At 41.1% G+C, this 21429-nt stretch carries 20 protein-coding genes and 1 tRNA gene; 3 read left to right on the plus strand and 18 right to left on the minus strand.

Annotated elements, in window-relative coordinates; genetic code table 11:
• Window positions 1-194 precede the first annotated feature (194 nt).
• A complete protein-coding gene (locus OIZ54_RS06070) occupies window positions 195-803 on the plus strand; it encodes a DUF4303 domain-containing protein (RefSeq protein WP_096739234.1) in 609 nt (202 codons plus the stop codon).
• 111 nt (window positions 804-914) lie between these two features.
• On the opposite strand, the gene OIZ54_RS06075 is transcribed toward OIZ54_RS06070, so the two are convergent.
• Window positions 915-1127, minus strand: a complete 213-nt coding sequence (locus OIZ54_RS06075; protein ID WP_096739233.1) for a hypothetical protein — start codon at window positions 1125-1127, stop codon at window positions 915-917.
• A gap of 25 nt (window positions 1128-1152) precedes the next feature.
• On the opposite strand from OIZ54_RS06075, the gene OIZ54_RS06080 reads away from it, so the two are divergent.
• Entirely contained in the window at window positions 1153-1638 is a 486-nt protein-coding gene (locus OIZ54_RS06080) for a hypothetical protein (protein ID WP_157774069.1), read from the plus strand.
• Window positions 1639-1919: 281 nt separating this feature from the next.
• On the opposite strand, the gene OIZ54_RS06085 is transcribed toward OIZ54_RS06080, so the two are convergent.
• From OIZ54_RS06085 to rppH, 13 genes are all read right to left on the minus strand, one after another.
• Window positions 1920-3067 (minus strand): IS3 family transposase gene (locus OIZ54_RS06085; RefSeq protein WP_096739231.1). Its coding sequence is split into 2 segments (ribosomal slippage): window positions 1920-2830 and window positions 2830-3067, totalling 1149 coding nucleotides; the frame shifts between segments, so codons are not numbered across the junction.
• A 124-nt stretch (window positions 3068-3191) separates the two neighbouring features.
• Window positions 3192-3266: transfer RNA gene (locus OIZ54_RS06090), tRNA-Arg, on the minus strand.
• 157 nt (window positions 3267-3423) lie between these two features.
• On the minus strand, window positions 3424-4101 hold the full coding sequence (locus OIZ54_RS06095; RefSeq protein WP_096739230.1) for a FlgO family outer membrane protein: 678 nt from the start codon (window positions 4099-4101) through the stop codon (window positions 3424-3426).
• An 8-nt stretch (window positions 4102-4109) separates the two neighbouring features.
• Complete coding sequence (locus OIZ54_RS06100; protein WP_054982691.1) at window positions 4110-4802, minus strand: FlgO family outer membrane protein; 693 nt, start codon at window positions 4800-4802, stop codon at window positions 4110-4112.
• A gap of 13 nt (window positions 4803-4815) precedes the next feature.
• The gene (locus OIZ54_RS06105) at window positions 4816-5409 is read right to left on the minus strand and encodes a FlgO family outer membrane protein (protein WP_004586247.1); all 594 of its coding nucleotides are present in this window, start codon (window positions 5407-5409) and stop codon (window positions 4816-4818) included.
• 159 nt (window positions 5410-5568) lie between these two features.
• Window positions 5569-6099 carry an SPOR domain-containing protein gene (locus tag OIZ54_RS06110; protein WP_157774068.1) on the minus strand — a complete coding sequence of 177 codons (531 nt, stop codon included), beginning with the start codon at window positions 6097-6099 and terminating at the stop codon, window positions 5569-5571.
• Window positions 6100-6357: 258 nt separating this feature from the next.
• Window positions 6358-7056, minus strand: coding sequence for an SPOR domain-containing protein (locus OIZ54_RS06115; protein WP_029771919.1), 699 nt, complete (start codon window positions 7054-7056; stop codon window positions 6358-6360).
• A gap of 377 nt (window positions 7057-7433) precedes the next feature.
• Window positions 7434-8312, minus strand: coding sequence for a UTP--glucose-1-phosphate uridylyltransferase GalU (gene galU, locus OIZ54_RS06120; RefSeq protein WP_004586244.1), 879 nt, complete (start codon window positions 8310-8312; stop codon window positions 7434-7436).
• 19 nt (window positions 8313-8331) lie between these two features.
• Window positions 8332-9183 carry a thymidylate synthase gene (locus tag OIZ54_RS06125; protein WP_096739228.1) on the minus strand — a complete coding sequence of 284 codons (852 nt, stop codon included), beginning with the start codon at window positions 9181-9183 and terminating at the stop codon, window positions 8332-8334.
• A gap of 12 nt (window positions 9184-9195) precedes the next feature.
• Window positions 9196-9999 carry a prolipoprotein diacylglyceryl transferase gene (gene lgt / locus OIZ54_RS06130; RefSeq protein ID WP_004586242.1) on the minus strand — a complete coding sequence of 268 codons (804 nt, stop codon included), beginning with the start codon at window positions 9997-9999 and terminating at the stop codon, window positions 9196-9198.
• A 10-nt stretch (window positions 10000-10009) separates the two neighbouring features.
• Window positions 10010-10819, minus strand: coding sequence for a sulfite exporter TauE/SafE family protein (locus OIZ54_RS06135; RefSeq protein ID WP_264389984.1), 810 nt, complete (start codon window positions 10817-10819; stop codon window positions 10010-10012).
• Window positions 10820-10891: 72 nt separating this feature from the next.
• Window positions 10892-13156, minus strand: a complete 2265-nt coding sequence (ptsP, locus tag OIZ54_RS06140) for a phosphoenolpyruvate--protein phosphotransferase (RefSeq protein ID WP_264389985.1) — start codon at window positions 13154-13156, stop codon at window positions 10892-10894.
• Between the two features lie 29 nt (window positions 13157-13185).
• The gene (gene rppH, locus OIZ54_RS06145) at window positions 13186-13704 is read right to left on the minus strand and encodes an RNA pyrophosphohydrolase (protein ID WP_004586239.1); all 519 of its coding nucleotides are present in this window, start codon (window positions 13702-13704) and stop codon (window positions 13186-13188) included.
• A 577-nt stretch (window positions 13705-14281) separates the two neighbouring features.
• Here rppH and mutH point away from each other — a divergent pair.
• Window positions 14282-14953, plus strand: coding sequence for a DNA mismatch repair endonuclease MutH (gene mutH / locus OIZ54_RS06150; protein ID WP_264389986.1), 672 nt, complete (start codon window positions 14282-14284; stop codon window positions 14951-14953).
• A gap of 292 nt (window positions 14954-15245) precedes the next feature.
• On the opposite strand, the gene eno is transcribed toward mutH, so the two are convergent.
• From eno to relA, 4 genes are all read right to left on the minus strand, one after another.
• A complete protein-coding gene (gene eno / locus OIZ54_RS06155; RefSeq protein ID WP_029771921.1) occupies window positions 15246-16544 on the minus strand; it encodes a phosphopyruvate hydratase in 1299 nt (432 codons plus the stop codon).
• A 113-nt stretch (window positions 16545-16657) separates the two neighbouring features.
• A complete protein-coding gene (locus OIZ54_RS06160; protein WP_004586236.1) occupies window positions 16658-18292 on the minus strand; it encodes a CTP synthase in 1635 nt (544 codons plus the stop codon).
• 177 nt (window positions 18293-18469) lie between these two features.
• Window positions 18470-19267 carry a nucleoside triphosphate pyrophosphohydrolase gene (gene mazG, locus OIZ54_RS06165; RefSeq protein WP_264390194.1) on the minus strand — a complete coding sequence of 266 codons (798 nt, stop codon included), beginning with the start codon at window positions 19265-19267 and terminating at the stop codon, window positions 18470-18472.
• A gap of 1 nt (window position 19268) precedes the next feature.
• The gene (gene relA, locus OIZ54_RS06170; RefSeq protein ID WP_024033076.1) at window positions 19269-21425 is read right to left on the minus strand and encodes a GTP diphosphokinase; all 2157 of its coding nucleotides are present in this window, start codon (window positions 21423-21425) and stop codon (window positions 19269-19271) included.
• Window positions 21426-21429 lie beyond the last annotated feature (4 nt).

Below are 21429 nucleotides of genomic sequence, written 5' to 3' on the forward strand. Positions count from 1 at the left end.
CTGTATGTTTACGAAACGCTTTTACTTTCATGAGAACTGACTCCTAAATAGGTGTCTACTTTTATGGAGTCAGATCAGTAAGCTGTCAAAATTTTAAAGCGAGTAGATTTTTATTTACTCGCTTTTTATTTATAAATAAAGTTTAATATAAGCAAAGAAGGAAGAATAATCGCTTTAAACGGAATTAGACTCTAATGAATAAAATCGAAAACTTTGAAGATATCTTATATAGAGAATCAAAATTAGCATTCACTAAAATTATTCAAGACCACGGTTGCGAGCTTTATGTTATTGGGTTTTACTTCACAGGAAGCTACAGCCTGTTGCCAATGTTTAATACTTTGTCAGATTTAAAAAAAGTCTTTGCAGAAGAATACGACAACGAAGACGATGATTTTTTATTAGCTAAATGGAACGTTTCTGACTTCCCCTCTCTTGAAATGTACTCTGAATATTTTAATGATACAGAAGAAGCCTGTTATGAGTTTGATGATATAGACTATACAGCCTCTAGTGAGCAAATAAATGACCAATGGGAGCAATGGTTAAACGTTTTAGAAAGAGTTTTAATTCGTTTAGACAGTGACGGTTTATTTTCAAAAGGCATAAACCGAAATAAAATTACGCTCGCAATCCTTGCTTATGATGAGGAAGAAGCCATTCAATTTGAAAGAATTAAGCGAATAAACCCTCATGCCGCTTTAAAATATATTCAAAGCGATTTCGAAACTATGATTAATAACCGTAATGAGATGGAAAAATTAGTAATGGATGAATATGAACGTATTCAACAAATACAATAATGGTTATAAATAACACATATTATGCTCTAATAACACATGCCATTAGAGCATAAAACATCACAAATTTGAGCTAGTACAGCTAAACCTGCTCAAGTATTACTGCCAGATAGTTTAGAAGCATGCGAGTAAGTCGGTATTAAAAACTAGCCCTGTCAGGTTGTTATCGTTAACTAACTTTTTGAAATTGTCGGTGCAGTAAAGTGACAGACCTGATTGCATTTTCGATTTAAAAATAAGCTTATTGCTTATACCCTCATCATCAAAAACAAGTGACTTTAACCCATCTTCAAAGCCATCTAGATATGCTCTTTCTGTTAGGCTCAAATCCTCTTGAGCAAATATTAATGGATTGAACAAAGGCTCTGCAACTGGCTACATTCTAAAATACATAGCGAAAAATATAGATGGTGACGGTGTAGGCGAAGATAAGTTCGGTAACGATTCGCTACTGGTAGCGCAACGTATAGATGCGTGGGCATCATGTTGGTGTATTCGTCAATTTCAGCAAATTAGTGGTGCGAGTGTATCTGTATGGCGCGAACTTAGACGCTTGCGTTCGATGTTCAAAGGCGAAAGTAATTCGCTATTAGAAAAAGCGCGTTCTGCTGCTGATAATAGCGACTGGCATGCTTACACGCAGGCTATGGGCGGTTTAAATATTAAAAGCAAGGATAGACCTATAAAACTTCATTACGATGCTAACGTGAATGAAGAGACAGGCGAATGCTCACAAAGCTATTACGATGGTGAGTTAATACAAAAAGTAAAAGGTATTTGGTTTGCGGGTAAAACCTTTGTTACTCGCTTCTACCAATGGCGTTTAGAGAAATCATAACAATATTATTTTAAGTAGCTAAAGCCCTACTATGAGCTTTAGCTACCAAGTCATACTCAAAGCGTTGTTTTGATGCTTTTCAGAAGACCTAAAGCTATATAACGAGCTTTAGGTAGTTCAAAACCTCTACCAAACTTCAAAAACAACCTTTAGCTACCCACTTGCCAGAATGGCAAGAAAGCTCTTACTTGGAGTTCTGTAAATAACTGTACTGAACAGTATATTGCCTTCGTAAAGGTTCTAATATGAATAAAACAGTATAGTGGACTTCCCAGCTTTCACTAGACAATTTCTAACTCAGAAAAATACGCTTCCTCAAACTTAGCAGGTGAAACACCGCCTGTGTGTGAATGGCGTTTTTTGGGATTGTAGAACATTTCTATAAAATTGAATATCTCAGCTTTCGCATCTTCCCTTGTCGAATATATCTTACGCTTAACTATTCGCTTTTTAATCGTCGTAAAAAAGCTTTCAGCAACTGCATTATCGTGACAATTCCCAGCTCGACTCATTGAGGGTACAAGGTTATGTTCTTTCATAAAGGCTAAGTAATCAGCGCTACCATACTGGCTTCCTTGATCACTATGTACCATTACGTCAGCTTTGGGTTGGCGCTGATAAACTGCCATGAGCAATGCTTTAATTACTAAGTACTTGTCCATGTTTTTATCCATCGACCAGCCTACGATGCGCCTAGAGAATAAATCCATGACAGTTGCTACATACAAGAAGCCTTCATAGGTTCTCACATAAGTAATATCACTTACCCAAGTTTGATTCGGCGCAGGAGGATTAAACTGACGAGCTAGCAAGTTATCTGCAATGCGCGATGTTTTACCGCCTTTAATATGGCGACGTTTATACCCTATTTGCGCTTTGAGTTTATGTTGGCGCATGATCTTAGCTACGCGATTAACACTACATTGCTCACCAGCTTCACGTAAATCTGCGTGTATCCAAGGACTACCGTAAGTGCCACCACTGGCAACGTAAAACTCTCTAATAAGCTTAAGCAAACGATTATCTTCGATTGCTCTGTCACTCAATGGCTTCTTTAACCACGCATAAAAGCCACTGCGGTGTAGCTTAAATAGTTTACACATCGCAACAATAGAAAACTCATTTTGATGCTCACGAATAAAAGCGTACTTTACTCGGGGTTGCTGGCAAAGTACCTTGCGGCCTTTTTTAGAATGTCGCGTTCCTCCGTGACACGTTTTAGCTCGGCCTCAAGTTTGGCGATCCTTAGTTGTTCGTCTGATGATTTGGTTTGTTTGGGTTTCTCTGATAACTGGCTTCGCCAGTGATATAACGTTTTGGTACAAATATCTAATCGTTCTGATACTTCAGCAACTGAATAACCACGTTCAGTTATTTGTTTAACTGCTTCTATTTTAAATTCTTGGGTATACCGTTTGCCTTTGCTCATAAAACACCTCTAATTAGAAGTTACAATGTAACTCATTGGGTGTCTAGCAAACTATGGGAAGTCCAAAATGCGCTACACAGAAATAGAGATAAAAGAAAAGAAAGCTATAACCCTTTGATTTTATTGGTAGCCCCTACAGGAATCGAACCTGTAACTGCCCCTTAGGAGGGGGCCGTTATATCCATTTAACTAAGAGGCCGCATCGAGCTTACAGCTTACAGCTTACAGCTTACAGCTTACAGCTTACAGCTTACAGCTTACAGCTTACAGCTTACAGCTTACAGCTTACAGCTTACAGCTTACAGCTTACAAAAATTATAACGGCATCTTGTTTTTCATATCAAGCTATAATTAACTTAATTGCTTGATAAATATATATCTTCTTTGTTTAACACGTACAGCGGTATTAGTTTACGGCTGCTTGCTACAATATGTTTGCTGTGAACATTTATAACGCGGGTATTTACTGCTACGCCATTTGGGCGGTAAATTAACGTACCTGCTAATACATAGTTAGCCATGCTGCTTTCGCTTAGCTTTTCTATATCGCGAGATAACACGAAGTCGCCTCTGTTTGATACATCAATGTTGTCCATGGTTTTAAAATCTACCACGCCGTAGCCAAATTTTTGCAGCTGATGAATAAACGTCTCTGCTAATTGATTACCCAACTGATTACTTTTATTAAGCGATGCGTCTAAATCTACAATGGTGGTAACCGCTATGTTGATGCTGTTGTTATCGGGCGCTTCGGCTTCAAGCGTATCGACTAAATCCAGCGCCATTTGCTCTACATAGTTTGCCAGCGTTTTGTGGTGTTTAAGCGGTGTAAACTGCCTTGCTGTGTCGTACTCACTTTGCTGCTGCACAGATTGGTTGGCATACATAGGCGTTGGTTGGCTACTTTGCGTTACCACGGTGTAGGCTGAGCGTGTGTTTATGCTTTCGTTATGCTCATTATTTTGCGTTATTGAACAGCCAGTTAATGCTAACGTTGCCGTTAGCCCCGCTATAGCAGATAGTTTGTAAAACATGGTCAACCTCACTCGCTGGCTTGTTTAAGCATAATTCCGTCGGTGCGATAGCTACTGTTTAGCGCATCAACCACTGATTGAGGGATAAACCCTTGCGCACTGCCCACTACCGCTTTACTTTTAATGCCCACTATTCGTGCATTTACCAGTACGCCACCTTGGTGGCTCACAAGTGTTCCTGCTAATACGTAATTAAAGTTTTGATCTTGGTTTAGCTCTAGGTAGTCGCGGCTAAATACAAAGTCGCCTGCGGGGGTTACTCGCATATAATCGGTGGTTTTAAAATCGATAACCGGTACTCCAAAACTATGCAGCTCGTGCATAAAACTTTCGGCTATTTGGTTACCTAACAGGCTTCCATCGCTGTAGTCATCATCTAAAAATACAAAGCTAGAAACGGCAAGTGGCGTTTTGTCGTTTACGTATTGCAGGTTTTCGACCATGTCTTGCATTATACCGCGCACATAATGGTTTATATTTTTGCGTTTTGCAGGGGCACTTTTGGTGTAGTTACTTTGCTTGTTTAAATTAGACTGAAATAACGCTTCATTTGGTGCAGGTGCTTTTACCGCACGTTGCTCTGAAACAAGCTGGGCTGCATTATCTTGCTCAACTTTCTCCGGCTCTGAATGTAGCGAATTTAACATTTGCGAACAGCCAAAGCCTAATGGCAAACATAGGGTAATTAATAGGTTTCTCATGGTGTGCTCCTGATTAATATTCGCTGCGGTACAAAGAGCCGTCACGCTGCTGAATTTTTTCGTTTCCCCACATTACATTTATAGGGATCTCTGTGCTGCCTGCCGACAGTACTTGCTTGTTTTCAATATTAACGAGTCGTGCATTAACTATGTAAGCATGCTGTTGGCGCGTTACAGTGCCGGTGATGACTAAGTCAATATTTTGGCGATTGCGTAATTTACTTAAGTCGCGGCTTAATATGCTGTCTGCGTTTTGCGCTAATATAAGGTTATTGCCAAGGCGGTACTCAACGGTATGATAGCCAAGCTGGGTAAATTGCGTTAATAAGCTTTCTTGAATTTGTAAGCTCAAACCCGAGGCCTGCCCTGCTACTAGCTTAGTATCTAAAGCATCGGCATAAAAAAAGCTACTCACACCAATGCGCGCATTGGCATTTAAAGCGCCATTTACATGGTTAAGCTGCGAGGTTAGATTTGCTACATACTCGTTAACGGTATAGGGAGCCATTGCTGCTTTTGGCGCGTCAGTAGGCACACTCGGCTCTGGGGGCGGAACCAAATTGCAAGCAGTTAAATTTAACAATACTAAAGGCAGTAAAAGGCGCATAGTTGCCGTCCTCTTTAAAACATACCGAGGATAAAGCAATTATTATGCCTAATTAACCTAAACTCTGGATAATAAACCTATCTCTAGCCAGAGATAATAAATTTAAGTATCCAGATAGTTCAATATGCTAGTAAGGCTCTTAACCAGAGTTCAGGTTAATTAACTTTGAGGCGTTTTGACGTAGTAGGTTACAAAGCAGGTATTATTGTTTATTAATGACTTACATGCATCGTTTGCTGCTTCTTTTGTTTTAAACGCACCAAGCTTTAATCTATAAAAGGTGTGCTGGTCAATCAGTACTTGCTCGGTATTTACTTCAAGCTTATTTGACGCCGATTGAAATTGCTTTATAGCCGCTTCAAGTACCGCTTTATTTTTATATGCCCCCACTTGCACAGCAAACAGCGCATTTGTATTCACAACAGCTAAGTGGTTAGTTTGCTGTAGTTTTGGCTGCGCGTTAAGTTGTTTTAATTTATCTACTGTGCGCTGTAATTCACTTTCTAGCTTTAACAGTCTTTCTAGTTGAGGCTTGGTTTGTTGCCACTGCTGCGCTGACTCTTTTAGTGCGGCTAAATCATCTTTTTTAATGAGCACCGCCTGCTTTTGGGCCGTTGCGAGTGCATGAGCACTGTTTGCTAATGCAAAGCCTAAAACTAATGTGGCTAAAAAATCCTTGTTGTGCAGCATAAGTATGTTGTTAATTTGGGTAAGAGTGGGCGCTATTTTAACAGCCAATCAACGCTTAGCAAGTCACGCGTGCTAGGGCCTATTGCGCTTTTATACCAATTAGCTTAATTAAGTAATCTATTTTGAGGATAGTAAAACGTATTGATAGCTAGGCAAAAAATTCGCTATTTAGTTGCTCTAAACGAGATTTATTAACGCAGAACGCAACACGATTAGCCCCATAAAATGATTATTTATTATTGCGGGTTGGTATCGCTATTAAAGTTTAATTGGCTTATCGGTGTAGTTACTTACAATGCAGTCGAGCTTATACATTTTAAATACTTCACAGTCGGCTTTGGCATTTTTAAGGTTTTTATAGGAGCCAAGCTTTAAGCGATAAAAGGTTTTATCATTTATTTTTGCGGTTTCTACGTTGGTTAATATTTTATCTCTAAATAGTGGCGCTGCTTTGGTATTTAGTTCTTGCCAAGCTTTGGCTACATCCTGCTTAGAATCAACCGAGGCAACTTGTAATGCAAATACATGTTTAGGGGTATTAAGCTTTATAGTTTGCTTTTGGTTATTGTTAGCAGCTTTGTAAGTTTGCTGACGACGTGGCTTATTACTGGTTGTACGCGAAGGCGTGCGTGTGTAACGGCTACTGTAGGCAGGGCTTGCATTAGATTGTGCAATAGCTTTAGAGTTTATTATATCTATATGGTTAACCAGGTAAGTAATTTCTTTTTCAAGCTTTAAAATACGCTCTATACCGGCGCGTGCTTGCTGCCATTGCATTGCGGCATCTTTTAATTGCGCAAGCTCTAGTGCAGTTATCGATACGTAATCGGGCGTGGTGTTAGGTATTTCATTATCAACAGCAGGTTTAGCGGTAGGCGTAATAGAGCACGCCGTGCCAAACGTAAGCGTAAAAAGGCATACAAAAAAGTGTTTATAGTATTTTTTTAATTTAAGCATGTACCCGTTATCCTGAAAGCAGTGCCTCTGCACTTACATTTCAGTTAAACGTTCTCACAAGAAAGCGTTTAACTTATCTATTAAACAATGAGCAAATTTGCTCCTATACGTTAATTTACCTGCAAAGATAAAATTAACACGACCCTCCATGGGTGTGGCTTTTAATACAACTTTAATGCCAATTAACATAAACCTTTCAATATAAATTACGTTGTGTTTAAAAATAACGCAAGTCAAATTCAGAACATAATTAAGCGTAGCCCATCTTTATTACTCGCGTCGTTAAAATTGAGTAAAGCTATACTCATAGTGGCATTAATAATTTAGCAATAAAAAAGGCGCCTAAACAGGCGCCTTGGTGGGTAATTTAATAAAACCTAAATTAACGATTTAATAAATGTTTTTAAATCATCTGCAAACTCGTCGCGGCGCAGAGCAAACTCTATTGTTGCTTTTAAGTAGCCGATTTTACTACCGCAATCGTGGCTGCGCCCTTTCATTGCGTACGCGTCTACTTTTTCTTGCTGCATTAGCATGGCAATTGCATCTGTAAGTTGAATTTCGTTGCCAGCCCCTTGCGGCGTTTTAGCAAGCAGTGGCCAGATGTTTTCGCTTAATACATAACGCCCTACTACAGATAGGTTTGAAGGTGCTTCATCTACTGGCGGTTTTTCTACCATGTTTATAATTGGCGAGCTTTCACCTTGGTGAAGCTCTACGTCACCTAAATCAACAACACCAAATTTGTCTACTTCGTCCATTGGTACTGGCTCAACCATAATTTGGCTGTGCTTAGTTTCTTCAAAACGGGCGATCATCTCTGCTAGGTTGTCTTTTTTAAGGTCGCTCTCTACGTCATCAACAATTACATCTGGCAAAATAACCACAAAAGGTTCGTTGCCAATAATTGGCGCTGCACAGTTAATTGCGTGGCCTAAGCCTTTGGCTTCGCCTTGGCGTACGTGAATAATGGTCACATCTTTAGGGCAAATTGCCTGTACTTCGGCAAGTAATTGCCGCTTTACGCGTTTTTCAAGCGTGGCTTCTAGTTCAAAGCTGGTATCAAAATGGTTTTCGATAGAGTTTTTACTTGAGTGCGTTACAAGTACAATCTCTTTAACGCCTGCTGCTACCGCTTCATTTACTACATATTGAATAAGCGGGCGGTCTACCACAGGGAGCATCTCTTTAGGGATAGCTTTTGTGGCAGGTAACATACGCGTTCCAAGGCCTGCTACGGGGATCACTGCTTTCATCTTGTTCTCCTTAATCTTATTATACTGAAAACGGATATTGGATTGGTTCGTGGCATTGATAGCCTACTACTTCAAAATCGTCTCGTGTTACCCATGTTTCTATATCTTCTAGTGATTTTATGTTTGGGTTAATATTTAATTGCGGTGAGTCAAATGGCTCACGTGTTAACTGCACATAGCGCATTAACGGTAACTGGTTTTCGTAAATATGCGCGTTAGCAATTTTATGATACGCCTTACCTGCTTTATGGCCGGTAATTTGCGCAACCAATGCCAGTAATACAAAGCACTGAATTTGATTAAAATTAAGGCCCAGCGGCACATCGCAACTGCGCTGATACGATGTTAAATACAGCGTGTCGCCAAGCAGCGAAAACGTATGCGTGTGCATACATGGGCGCAAGCAACCAAGCTCAAACTCACCAGGATTATAAAAGGTAATTATTTCACCTCTGTCATCAATCCCGTTTTTTAAGTTATTTATTACTTTAGCAAGCTGATCGAGCGTTGAGCCATCTGGGCGCTGCCAATTACGCCCTTGCACGCCATAAACGCGGCCCATGTCGTCCTCGCCTTTGCGGTTAGGGTTATTTAGCCATGCGTTATTATCGTTTGCGTTTGCATCCCAAGTTTTACAGCCTATATCGCGAAATTGCGCTGCACTATCGTACCCTCGTAAGTAACCTAAAAGCTCTGCTATAGCGGCTTTGTAGTAACTTTTACGAGTGGTGATCATAGGAAATTTATTATTACCTACATCGTATTCTAAGTCGGCATTAATAACGGTTAAGCAGCGCGTGCCTGTGCGTTTGTTTTCTACCCATACACCTTCGTCAACAATACGCTGACATAATTTTAAATATTGTTTCATGATCTGTTCTTACTATGCCTTTGCTGCGGTTACAGGTTGCGGTTTTTTGTACGCCCAAATTAATAGCCCTAGGCCACCAATTATCATAGGTAACGAGAGTATTTGACCCATTGAGATAAAATCGGCAAATAGGCCAAGCTGCGCATCTGGTTGGCGGAAGTATTCAATACAAAATCTAAATACGCCGTATCCTAATAAAAACACACCGGCTACACTGCCTGCAGGGCGAGGCTTTTTAATAAACCATAATAAAATTAAAAACAGGACTAGCCCTTCAAAAAAGGCTTCGTATAACTGCGATGGGTGACGCGCAAGCGGCCCACCCGTTGGAAATACCATTGCCCATGGCACATCGCTTACACGGCCCCATAACTCGCCATTTATAAAGTTACCAATACGCCCTGCTAATAAGCCCACCGGAACCAGCGGCACCACAAAATCTCCCACTGCGAATAGTGATTTTTTGCGGGTTTTGGCAAATAGTATAATAGCGGTAATAACCCCTAATGTTCCGCCGTGGAACGACATACCGCCTTGGTCAATTCTAAATAAATATAATGGATTTTCTAAAAAGTAGCTAAACTGATAAAACAATACATAGCCAATTCTGCCGCCTAAAATAACCCCTAGCATGCCGTAAAAAAGCAAGTCGCTAACTTGCTCTTTAGTCCAGCCAGAGTTTGGTTTTTCGGCTTGACGATTAGCAAACCACATCGCAAATGCAAAACCAATTAAATACATTAAACCGTACCAACGTACGCTTAGCGGTCCAACAGAAAAAATTATTGGATCGATTTGAGGAAACTCAAGTGCCATAAATAAACCTTTAGCTAAAAACCATTTTAAGTGCGATGAGCACAAGCAACACCGCGAAAATTTTCTTTATTATATTAACAGGTAAATAATGAGTTGCTTTAGCCCCTAAGGGCGCCACAAACCACGATGTTATTACAATACCAAATAATGCAGGTAAGTATACAAACCCTGCGAACCCATGGGCTAAATCGGTTACCTGCCAGCCTGCGCTTATATAACCAATAGAGCCAAATAGTGCGATAACAATGCCGCTCGCTGATGCACAGCCTATCGCTTTTTTCATATCAACTGAAAAGTAATTAAGCATAGGGGCAATAAGTGCGCCGCCACCAATACCTATTAAACCAGAAAGCGCGCCCATAAGGGCAGAAATGCTCCCTAAAATAATCCCTTTTGGTAGCGGTTTTTCTTTAAGCGATTTACTACGTGATGCCAACACCATTCTGCCTGCAATAAATACAACACTTATTGCAAACACGCTGCGTAATGCTTGTTCGGGTATTAAACTTGCGGCAAAGCCACTTATTAACGCGCCTAAGCCTACACCCGACATAACCCACGGTGCAATTTGCCACGGCACATTATCATTTTTATGATGAGCCAAGACTGAAGAAGTAGAAGTGAATAAAATAGAGGCAAGCGATGTTGCAATAGAAATAACTAATACGTGATCAGGTGAAGTAATGTCAAACATCAGTAATAAACTACTTAAAACAGGCACAATAATTAAACCGCCGCCTATCCCTAATAGCCCTGCTAAAAAGCCAACTACACAGCCAAGTAGCGCACAACTGGCCACGAGTAAAGCTAAGTCATACATAGTGTTCTCAAATACCTTTTCGTGCGCCTATATTAAAGGATTATAAAGTTAATAGCATCTTTAAGCGCTGCATTATTTGGCGGTGTAGAATAGATCGCCTAATTGGTGTTCAATCATAAAATTGCGCGTTAAGCGCAGTACCTGTTTAGCGTTCGATTGCACTAAGCACTCTGCGAGTAATTGCTGCATATCGTTAATATTTAAGCGCCTTAAAATCCACTTTACTTTAGTTAACGACGACATGTTCATACTTAAATGCCTATAACCCATGGCAATGAGTAAAATAGCGCCCTCTGGCTCGCCGCCTAGCTCGCCACATAAACTAAAGGGTAAACAGTGTTTATTACATTCATTCGCTACTTTATTTAATACCCTTAACACGCCGGGGTGATATGGGTTAAATAACTGAGCCACCCGCGCATTTGCTCTATCGACAGCAAGTAAGTATTGCGTTAAATCGTTACTGCCTACTGAGCAAAAATCTACTTTTTTAGCCCACTCGTCGAGCATAAATATACTTGAGGGTACTTCAAGCATAATGCCCACTTCTGGGCGCTCCAAGTTTTGCTCTGGGTGTTTTTCTGCCAGTTCAAAATAAGCTTGTTCAAATAACGCGAGCGCTTCGTCTACCTCTTCTGTACCGCTGATCATAGGCAGCATTATTTTTAAATTACCTAAACCCATGTTTGCTTTTAACATAGCTTTGAGCTGATCTAAAAATAGCTCTGGGTGGTCAAGGCTTATGCGTATGCCGCGCCACCCTAAAAAGGGATTTTCTTCGGTAATATTAAAGTAATCTAAAACTTTATCGCCACCAATATCTAGGGTTCGCATAACCACTGGCGCTGGGTGGTAACTTTTTAGCACCTCCCTATACCAGTTTTCTTGCTCAGCTTGCGATGGAAATTGCCCCTTTTGCATAAACCATGCTTCGGTACGATAAAGCCCTACCCCATCGCAAATATGCGCACTGCTTTGCTCGGTATTAAGCTCAAGCCCTGCATTTAGCATTAAATTTATTTGCTCACCATCTAAGGTAACCGACTGCGCACTTTGCTCTGCTAAAAAGCGGTTATTGAGTAGTTTATCTTGGTGCTTTAACTGCGCGTATTCATCGAGTAACACTTGCGAAGGAGAAATATATAAACGCCCAGCAAAGGCATCTAAAATCATTGGTTTAGCATCAAATTGCAATAAGGGTAAATCTTCAATACCCCAAATAGCCGGTATTCCCATCGCTCGGGTTAATATAGAGGCATGGCTATTGGCTGAGCCATTCACACTCACTACACCGGCTAAATGCCCGTTGGGTACTTCAGCCAGCATGGCGGGCGTTAAGGTATTCGCAATTAATATGGTATTGGGTGGGTAATCTTTTACTGCGTGTTCTGTGTTTACTAGGTGGTGTAACACCCTTAAACCTATGTCTTTTACATCAACTGCGCGCTCTTTAATGTAGGGGTCTTGCATGGCATTAAACTGCGAAATAAGCCGCTCAATAACAATTTTTAAGGCGCTTTTTGCACACCAGCCCTCTTGTAACTGTACCTCAACATTGTGGCCTAAACTTTTCGCATCAAGTAATTGTTGGTATACATCAAATACCGCGAGTGCTTCACGCGGTATTGAGTCACTCAAGGTCATAGACAGGGTATTAAATTCTTTGCGGGTGGCAGCAACGGCTTGTGTAAACAAACGGCGTTGCTCGGCGCTATCGGGATCTTTTTTTAGCTCTATAGATTTAAAATCAAGCTTGGGCAGTACCACAAAGGCTTGGCCAATCCCAATACCTGGAGCACTCGACACCCCTTTGAGCACTGAGGTTTGGTGTGATGATTCGTCTTGGCGTAAAAGCTCTTTTATTTCAGCATGCGCAAGTTGCGAGGCTAGCTGTGCTGAAAGGGTAATTAAAAACGACTCTTCGTCTTGGCTAAAAACCCGCGCCATTTTTTGTTGTACAACAATAACGCCCAATACCTTTTTTTGATGCACCACAGGCACAGACAAAAAGGCATTGTAACCTTCTTCGTTTACTTCGGGGGAGAGCTTAAAACGCGGATGAGATTTTGCAAAAGCTATATTAATGGGCTCTTCACGCTGGGCCACTAAACCTACAAGCCCTTCGGTAAAACCAATTCTAAACTTACCTACGGCATCCGGGTTTAGGCCTTCGGTTGCCATAAGTACAAAGTTATCTTGGCTGTAGTCGGCAAAATAAATAGAGCAGCACTGGGTTTTCATGGCCTCTTTAACCATTTTCACAAAGCACACTAAGGCACTGTCTAAATTCGCTTGTTGCGAAACAGACTCAGCAATAGTTCTAAGTGTTGCCAGCATTACCTGCTCCTTATTTTATAATTATGCTACTACCTTTTGTGTCGCCACTGTTCTTTATGATGTTCTCTTTTATTAAAAGGCATTGCAAACGGTGCAAACTCTTTCATCACCCGTCTGTATACATCGCGTTTAAACGATACCACTTGCCTTACTGGGTACCAATAACTCACCCAGCGCCAATCATCAAACTCGGGATGATGTGTTTTAAGCAAGTTTACATCTTCATCTTTGCAACGCAGTTTTAATAAAAACCATTTTTGTTTTTGCCCAATACACACCGGACTAGAGTCGCGGCGAATTAATCGCTTGGGTAATTTATAGCGTAACCAATGTTTTGAGCTTGCAACTATTTCTACATCTTCTGGTCGCAAACCTACTTCTTCGTGTAATTCACGGTACATGGTTTGTTCGGGTGTTTCTCCGTCATCAACACCGCCTTGGGGAAATTGCCAAGAATGTTGACCGTAACGTCTAGCCCAAAAAACCTGCCCCTGATTATTGCAAATTACAATTCCGACATTGGCACGAAAACCTTCGGCATCAATCACCTTAGTGCCTCATTTGTAAGTCGATTTTTAATGATTGTTCCACATTAGCTGCAATTCGGCAAACACTATTATCCCCAAAGTCATCACGCCCTAATCGCACGTTTACTATTTACGCTGTGCATAACGACTTAACCTTAAATGAGCACTGAGTAATTACAAGGATAAAATAACCCTTAATTGACGCAACTTTTAGCAAAAAAAGCTAAGCTATGCCTTGATTATTATGTTTAGTGCTATTTACTCACAGCTTGTGTATAACTTTTGATAAACAAGGCTATTTTGCAAACAAGTCCACAATAGCAGATCTAAAAACTCGCTTTCTCCACAGATTCTGTGGATAAACATGTTTATATAGTTGTATTTATCCCATATAGAATTTGCTAACTTAATTAAAGCTGAATGAGTTAATTGAAAATATTAAAGCTAGTCAGTCACTTACAGTTAAACTGTAACTTTTTGGGGTGAGCAAAATTACGCCAAACACAGTGCGTATAAAAAACAACCAAAAGCAAAGATATCCACCTTACGGGGGTTTTGCTATCATGGCGCTGTTAATTATTCAAGGTAAATGAGTAGCATGCGACCAACAAAACCCCATTCAATTAATGACTTAATGCAACGCGTAAACGCTATTGCTGGTTTAACATTAGGGCAATTAGCCTCTCAATACAGCTTTAAAACCCCTGACGACCTATTACGCGAAAAAGGCTGGACCGGGCAACTTATTGAATACGTGTTAGGCGCTACTGCAGGCTCAAAACCCCTCCCCGACTTTGAAGATTTAGGCATTGAATTAAAAACACTGCCTATTTCGTATAAAGGTAAACCCTTAGAAACCACTTTTGTGTCGGTTACCCCCCTTATAAACGTAACCGGCATGACGTGGCATACAAGCGCTGTGCGTAAAAAACTCAATCATGTTTTATGGCTGCCTATATTGAGTGAGCGCGATATTGCGCCTTTTGATAGAACCATAGGCAGTGGTTTTTTATGGCAGCCTACGCCTGAGCAAGATGCGTTGCTACAACGTGATTGGGAAGAGCAAATGGAGTTAATAGCGCTTGGGCGAGTTGATGAAATATCAGGCCATTTAGGGGATTCTATACAAATTAGGCCAAAAGCCGCTAATAGCAAAGTGGTTACCGATGCTATTGGCCCAAATGGGCAAACAATAAAAACCTTACCGCGTGGTTTTTATTTAAAAACCAGTTTTACAGGGGCTATTTTAAAGCAGCAGTTTCAGCTCTGAGCTGTGCAGAAAATATTATGAGTTAAGCAAACCCTGTTTCGCACTACTTGCGCGAGTCAGCGAGCTTAACGCCTACAAGATATTTCACATTTTTTAATAAAATAATTTGTGGTTTAAATAAAGAGTTTTCACTTTTCTTGTACCCTCTTTTCGCACTGCGTGCGCGCGTTAGCAAGCTTAACGCCTACAAAGCATTCTCATCTCTTTGATAAATTATCAGGCATAAAAAATCCCCGCATTAGCGAGGATTTTATCATCTAAAATTAAAAATAAGATTCTATATAAAATAGAATTACTGACCTTTAACTTCTTTAAGACCGTTGTAAGGTGCTTTAGAACCTAGCGCTTCTTCAATGCGAAGAAGTTGGTTGTACTTAGCAACACGGTCAGAGCGGCTCAATGAACCTGTTTTAATTTGGCCTGCAGCAGTACCTACCGCTAAATCAGCAATAGTTGCATCTTCTGTTTCGCCAGAACGGTGCGAAATAACAACTGTAAAGCCTGCATCTTTAGCCATTTTGATTGCTGCTAACGTTTCAGTTAGTGAACCAATTTGGTTAAATTTAATTAGGATTGAGTTAGCAATACCGTTATCAATACCGCGTTTTAAAATCTTAGTGTTAGTTACGAATAAATCATCGCCTACTAATTGGATTTTATCGCCCATTAATTTAGTTTGGTGTGCAAAGCCATCCCAATCTGACTCATCTAAGCCATCTTCAATAGATACAATTGGGTATTGCTCAGTTAAATCTTTTAAGAAGTAGTTAAACTCTTCTGAAGTGAATTTTTTGCCTTCACCTTTCAGATCGTAAATGTTTGCTTCTTTGTCGTAAAACTCAGATGCAGCACAGTCCATAGCCAGTGTAATATCTTTACCTAGCTCGTAACCTGCGTTTGCTACAGCTGTTTTAATAGCAGCAAGTGCCGCTTCGTTTGATGCAAGGTTTGGTGCAAAACCACCTTCATCACCTACCGCTGTAGAGTGGCCGTCTGCTTTTAATACTTTAGCAAGGCTGTGGAATACTTCAGCGCCCATACGTAGGCCTTCGCGGAAGTTTTCAGCGCCAACAGGTTGGATCATAAATTCTTGAATATCTACAGAGTTATCTGCGTGCTCACCACCGTTGATGATGTTCATCATAGGTAACGGCATTGAGTAAACACCTGGTGTACCGTTTAAGTCTGCGATGTGCTCGTAAAGCTCAACTTTTTTAAATTGTGCAGCGGCTTTTGCAGTTGCTAGTGATACCGCTAAGATAGCATTTGCACCTAGTTTTTCTTTATTTTCGGTGCCATCTAAATCTAGCATTACTTTATCTACAGCACTTTGCTCTAATGCATTTTGGCCTTTTAGCGCATCCGCAATTTCGTTGTTAATAAAACCAACTGCGTTTAATACGCCTTTACCTAAGTAACGGGCTTTGTCACCATCACGTAGCTCTAGTGCTTCGCGAGTACCTGTTGATGCACCTGAAGGAGCGGCAGCGCGGCCCCAAGAACCATCAGCTAAATATACATCAGCTTCAACAGTAGGGTTACCACGCGAGTCCATAATTTCGCGACCAATTACTTTTACGATTTCTGACATCTTGATTCCTCTATATTCCCAAAATGGTGAGTTCAGCTAACTTTACTACGTTTTATATCTTTTAGTCAGCCCTTTAGACAAAAAAGCCGTGCAATATGCACGGCTTTTTTTAATTACGAAGACGTTTTTTGGTGAGTATGAGCAGCTGCTACAAACCCTTCAAATAACGGGTGACCATCACGTGGTGTTGACGTAAATTCCGGGTGGAATTGCGCGGCAATAAACCATGGGTGATCTTTGTTTTCGATGATCTCTACTAGTTTTTTATCTTCTGATAAACCGGTAAAGCTTAAGCCTGCTTGCTCTAATTGCTCTACAAAGTTGTTGTTTACTTCGTAGCGATGACGGTGACGTTCAATAATTTCTGTATTGCCGTACACTTCGTGCACCTTAGAACCCGGCGTTAAGTGACATTTTTGTGCGCCTAAACGCATGGTGCCACCTAAATCAGATTTTTCATCACGTATCTCAATGTTACCCTCAGCATCTAACCACTCTGTAATTAAGCCCACTACTGGCGCTTTTGAGTGAATATTAAACTCAGTTGAGTTAGCGTCGGTTAAACCTGCAACATTACGTGCGTATTCAATAAGTGCTACTTGCATACCTAAACAAATGCCTAGGTAAGGTACTTTGTTTTCACGGGCATACTTAGCTGCTAAAATTTTACCTTCAACACCACGGCCGCCAAAACCACCTGGTACTAAAATAGCGTCTAGATGAGAAAGCAGTTCTACCCCTTTGCTTTCTAAGTCTTGCGAGTCAACGTATTCAATATTAATGGTTAAACGGTTTTTAAGACCTGCATGCTTTAGTGCTTCGTTAACTGATTTGTATGCATCTGGTAGTTCAATGTACTTACCAACCATACCAATTGTTACTTCGCCAGTCGGGTTAGACTCTTGATAAAGTACTTGTTCCCATTCAACTAAATCAGCTTCTGGTGCGTCAAGGTGGAAACGACGACATACAAAGTTATCTAGCTCTTGTGATTTTAATAGTGCAGGAATTTTGTAAATGCTGTCTACGTCAGGAAGCGAAATAACCGCTTTTTCTTCAACGTTTGTGAACAATGCAATTTTTGCACGTTCGTTGTTAGGCAATTTACGGTCTGAGCGACAAATAAGAATATCTGGCTGAATACCTACAGAGCGTAACTCTTTAACCGAGTGCTGTGTTGGTTTAGTTTTTACTTCGCCTGCAGGGCCTAAGAATGGCACTAGCGTTAGGTGAATAAATAGCGCACGTTCGCGGCCAATTTCCGTACCTAACTGACGAATTGCTTCAATAAATGGTTGTGATTCAATATCACCTACTGTGCCACCAATTTCTACAATCGCAATATCATGACCTTCAGCACCGTCGTATACACGTTGCTTAATGTCATTTGTGATGTGTGGAATAACCTGAATGGTTGCACCTAAGTATTCACCACGGCGCTCACGACGTAGTACATCTTCGTACACTCGCCCTTGTGTGAAGTTGTTGCGGCTGGTCATTTTGGTGCGAATAAAACGCTCGTAGTGACCTAAATCAAGATCCGTTTCGGCGCCGTCTTCTGTAACGTATACTTCACCGTGTTGAATTGGGCTCATTGTGCCTGGGTCAACGTTTATGTAAGGATCCAGCTTTAAAATGGTAACATCTAAACCGCGGGCCTCTAAAATAGCTGCCAATGACGCTGCTGCAATACCTTTACCCAACGAAGAAACAACCCCGCCAGTAACGAAGATAAATTTTGTACTCATGCGAACCCTAGAATATCAGGAATTAAAAGGAATATAACACCCGAGAAAGAGACTCTGGGTATATCATCAAGACGGGGCGAAATTGTACCAAAACAGCGTTGAGCAATCCAGCTAAAAATAGCGTTTAGACGCACAAAAAATGTTCGTTGATTAACATTAGGTTGTACTGAGCTAATCTTATTTCGCTTTTTTAATGGCTTCCCATGCTTCTTCCATTTCCTCAAGCGTTGCGCGCTCTAAACTTTTACCTTTTGCAATTAAATAACCTTGCACTTTTTCAAAGCGCGCCGAGAACTTATCGTTGGCTTGTCTGAGTAGTTGCTCTGGGTCGCGTTTAACATGGCGAGCCACATTTACTGTGGCAAATAATAAGTCGCCTATTTCTTCTGCTGTATGATCGGATGAAGGGTCGTGCTCAAGCGCTTCTTTTACTTCAAGTACCTCTTCACTTACTTTATCAAGTGCCCCGTGGTAGCTTGGCCAATCAAAACCAAGTGCGGCAACACGCTGCTGAATTTTTTTAGCTTTAGTTAAGCTTGGCATATTGGTGGGTATATCTTGCCAAAGTGAGGCTTTGCTTGGCTGAACTTTTGCTGCACGCTCTTGTGCTTTAATTGCTTGCCATTGCTTTGCTAATTGCTCGTCGGTTAATGCTTGCTTGGTGTTAAAAACATGAGGGTGACGGCGGGTAAGTTTACTATTTAGCTCACTAACCACGTCGTTAAAATCAAACATGTCCTGCTCTTTGGCAAGTTGTGCGTAAAAAACGATTTGAAACAGTAAATCACCCAGCTCATTTTTAAGCTCGTTTAAATTACCCGACTCTATGCAGTCGGCCACTTCAAAGGCTTCTTCTAGCGTGTGCGGTACAATCGATTTAAAATTTTGCTTGCGATCCCACGGGCAACCGTCGGTAGGATCGCGAAGCAACGCCATAATATCGAGGAGTTGCTCAAGGGCGTTACTGTTTGCCATTTTATTGGTTTCGCTTGGCACTGTGAACACCTTCAATTTGATGCAGTTTAGACAAAACCCGGTTTGTGCCCGATAGGTCATGCACTTCTATTTGCATAGTAAATACCGCTAACTGATCGGCCCCAACAGTATTAACGTTCATGTTGATCACATTTACTTTTTCGTTAGCCAGTACAGAGCTAATATCGCGAATTAAACCTGAGCGATCGCTTGCTTCTATTTTTATACTTAGCGCATAAGAGCCGTTTATTTCATCTGACCAACTAACCGATATAACACGCTCTGGGTGTTGCTCTTTTAAGTTGTTAAATGAATCGCAATCTTCGCGGTGTACCCCAATGCCACGGCCTTGTGTAATATAGCCAATTATTTTATCGCCAGGTACTGGGCGACAACACTTAGCAACGTGGCTCATTAAGCTGCCCACACCATCCACCACAATGCCGTTTTTATCGCCAGTTACTTTACTTGGCGCTTTAAAACGAATAACGGGTTCTTCTTCAGTACGATCACTGACAAAGTTAAGCATTTGGTTTAAACGCACATCGCCGGCACCTATGGCAACCATTAAGTCATCTAGTTCTTTAAAATTAAAGCGCTTAATAGCTGGGTCTAAATCTTTGTAGGTTAAATCTAGCTTTTGCAGTTCGTTATCAAGAATCTCTTTACCGGCGCTTAAGTTTTTATCCCGGTCGAGCTGTTTAAACCAATGATGGATTTTAGCCCTTGCACGCGACGATTTAATATAACCAAGCGATGGATTTAACCAATCGCGGCTTGGATTAGGCTGCTTTTGCGTGAGAATTTCTACCTGATCGCCCGTTGATAGCTGATGTGTAAACGGCACTATTTTGCCAAATACTTTAGCCCCTATACAGCGGTGCCCTACATTTGAGTGAATGTAGTAAGCAAAATCAAGCGGTGTAGCGCCAACAGGTAAATCGATGATATCGCCACTTGGGGTAAATATATAAACGCGGTCTTCTACAACTTGGTTTTTAAGCTCTTCGGCTAAATCGCCCCCATCAACCACTTCTTCTTGCCATTGTAGTAATTTGCGCAACCAGCTAATTTTTTGCTCATAGCCTGAGCCACGCCCAGGTAAAGCGCCTTCTTTATACATCCAGTGCGCGGCTACGCCTAGCTCTGCATCTTGGTGCATTTCGCTGGTGCGTATTTGTATTTCAACGGTTTTCCCTTCAGGGCCAAATACCACGGTATGAATTGATTGATAGCCATTTTGTTTAGGTGTAGCAACGTAGTCGTCAAACTCTTTATTAAGGTGGCGCCAATTAGTGTGCACAATACCTAGCGCGCCGTAACAATCTTGCAGGCGCTCTACAACAATTCGCATTGCTCTAATATCAAACAGCTGATCAAATTCGTAGTTTTTTTGCTGCATTTTTTTATAAATGCTGTAAATGTGCTTAGGGCGGCCATACACTTGCGCCTCAATACCGGCTTCGCTTAAGCGAGCTTTTACTTGCGCAACCATATCTTCCATATAGGCTTCACGGGCAAGGCGTTTGTCATCAAGTTGTTTAGCAATGCTTTTATAGGTGTCGGGGTGTAAATACCTAAACGATAAATCTTCTAGTTCCCACTTAAGCTGGCCTATACCTAACCTGTTTGCTAACGGGGCAAAAATATCTGCGGTTTCTTTAGCGGCAATAACACGCTCTTCTTCATCGCCATTTTTTACATTGCGTAAATGGCACACTTGCTCAGCAAGTTTAATCACCACAGCGCGCACATCTTCAACCATGGTAAGTAACATTTTACGAATGTTATCTACCTGCATAGTGCCTTTACCTTGGTGCGATAAAGTACTAATAGCAGCCATTTGCGCAACCCCAGTTAAAAGCATGGCTACATTTTTGCCAAGTTGTGCTTCTACGGTTTCAAGGTCTACTAAGTCATTTAAGTAGTAATGCGTGAGATACGCGGTTGCGAGAGATTCTGCATCTAAATTTAGCTCGGCTAAAATCTCGACCATTTCTATGGCCGTGTTTTGCCGTGCTTGGTTGTCACATGTAACACACAATGCTTGCGCTTTGTTTAGTAGCGTTATTTTCTCTTGCGATAACGCTAACTGTTTTAGGCTAGTAGCAAAGTCACCTGTGTCGTCCTGCTGATGTGATTGACGTGTAGCGACCATAAAA

Origin of the sequence: Pseudoalteromonas sp. A3 (assembly GCF_025942345.1) — a bacterium.
Lineage (GTDB): Bacteria > Pseudomonadota > Gammaproteobacteria > Enterobacterales > Alteromonadaceae > Pseudoalteromonas > Pseudoalteromonas atlantica.

What these genes read in the sequence shown, in the direction of transcription:
- OIZ54_RS06070 (WP_096739234.1), top strand. Translation starts at nt 195, where the DNA reads ATGAATAAAATCGAAAACTTTGAAGATATCTTATATAGAGAATCAAAA.
- OIZ54_RS06095 (WP_096739230.1), bottom strand. Translation starts at nt 4,101, where the DNA reads ATGTTTTACAAACTATCTGCTATAGCGGGGCTAACGGCAACGTTAGCA.
- OIZ54_RS06100 (WP_054982691.1), bottom strand. Translation starts at nt 4,802, where the DNA reads ATGAGAAACCTATTAATTACCCTATGTTTGCCATTAGGCTTTGGCTGT.
- OIZ54_RS06105 (WP_004586247.1), bottom strand. Translation starts at nt 5,409, where the DNA reads ATGCGCCTTTTACTGCCTTTAGTATTGTTAAATTTAACTGCTTGCAAT.
- OIZ54_RS06110 (WP_157774068.1), bottom strand. Translation starts at nt 6,099, where the DNA reads ATGCTGCACAACAAGGATTTTTTAGCCACATTAGTTTTAGGCTTTGCA.
- OIZ54_RS06115 (WP_029771919.1), bottom strand. Translation starts at nt 7,056, where the DNA reads ATGCTTAAATTAAAAAAATACTATAAACACTTTTTTGTATGCCTTTTT.
- galU (WP_004586244.1), bottom strand. Translation starts at nt 8,312, where the DNA reads ATGAAAGCAGTGATCCCCGTAGCAGGCCTTGGAACGCGTATGTTACCT.
- OIZ54_RS06125 (WP_096739228.1), bottom strand. Translation starts at nt 9,183, where the DNA reads ATGAAACAATATTTAAAATTATGTCAGCGTATTGTTGACGAAGGTGTA.
- lgt (WP_004586242.1), bottom strand. Translation starts at nt 9,999, where the DNA reads ATGGCACTTGAGTTTCCTCAAATCGATCCAATAATTTTTTCTGTTGGA.
- OIZ54_RS06135 (WP_264389984.1), bottom strand. Translation starts at nt 10,819, where the DNA reads ATGTATGACTTAGCTTTACTCGTGGCCAGTTGTGCGCTACTTGGCTGT.
- ptsP (WP_264389985.1), bottom strand. Translation starts at nt 13,156, where the DNA reads ATGCTGGCAACACTTAGAACTATTGCTGAGTCTGTTTCGCAACAAGCG.
- mutH (WP_264389986.1), top strand. Translation starts at nt 14,282, where the DNA reads ATGCGACCAACAAAACCCCATTCAATTAATGACTTAATGCAACGCGTA.
- eno (WP_029771921.1), bottom strand. Translation starts at nt 16,544, where the DNA reads ATGTCAGAAATCGTAAAAGTAATTGGTCGCGAAATTATGGACTCGCGT.
- OIZ54_RS06160 (WP_004586236.1), bottom strand. Translation starts at nt 18,292, where the DNA reads ATGAGTACAAAATTTATCTTCGTTACTGGCGGGGTTGTTTCTTCGTTG.
- mazG (WP_264390194.1), bottom strand. Translation starts at nt 19,267, where the DNA reads ATGGCAAACAGTAACGCCCTTGAGCAACTCCTCGATATTATGGCGTTG.
- relA (WP_024033076.1), bottom strand. Translation starts at nt 21,425, where the DNA reads ATGGTCGCTACACGTCAATCACATCAGCAGGACGACACAGGTGACTTT.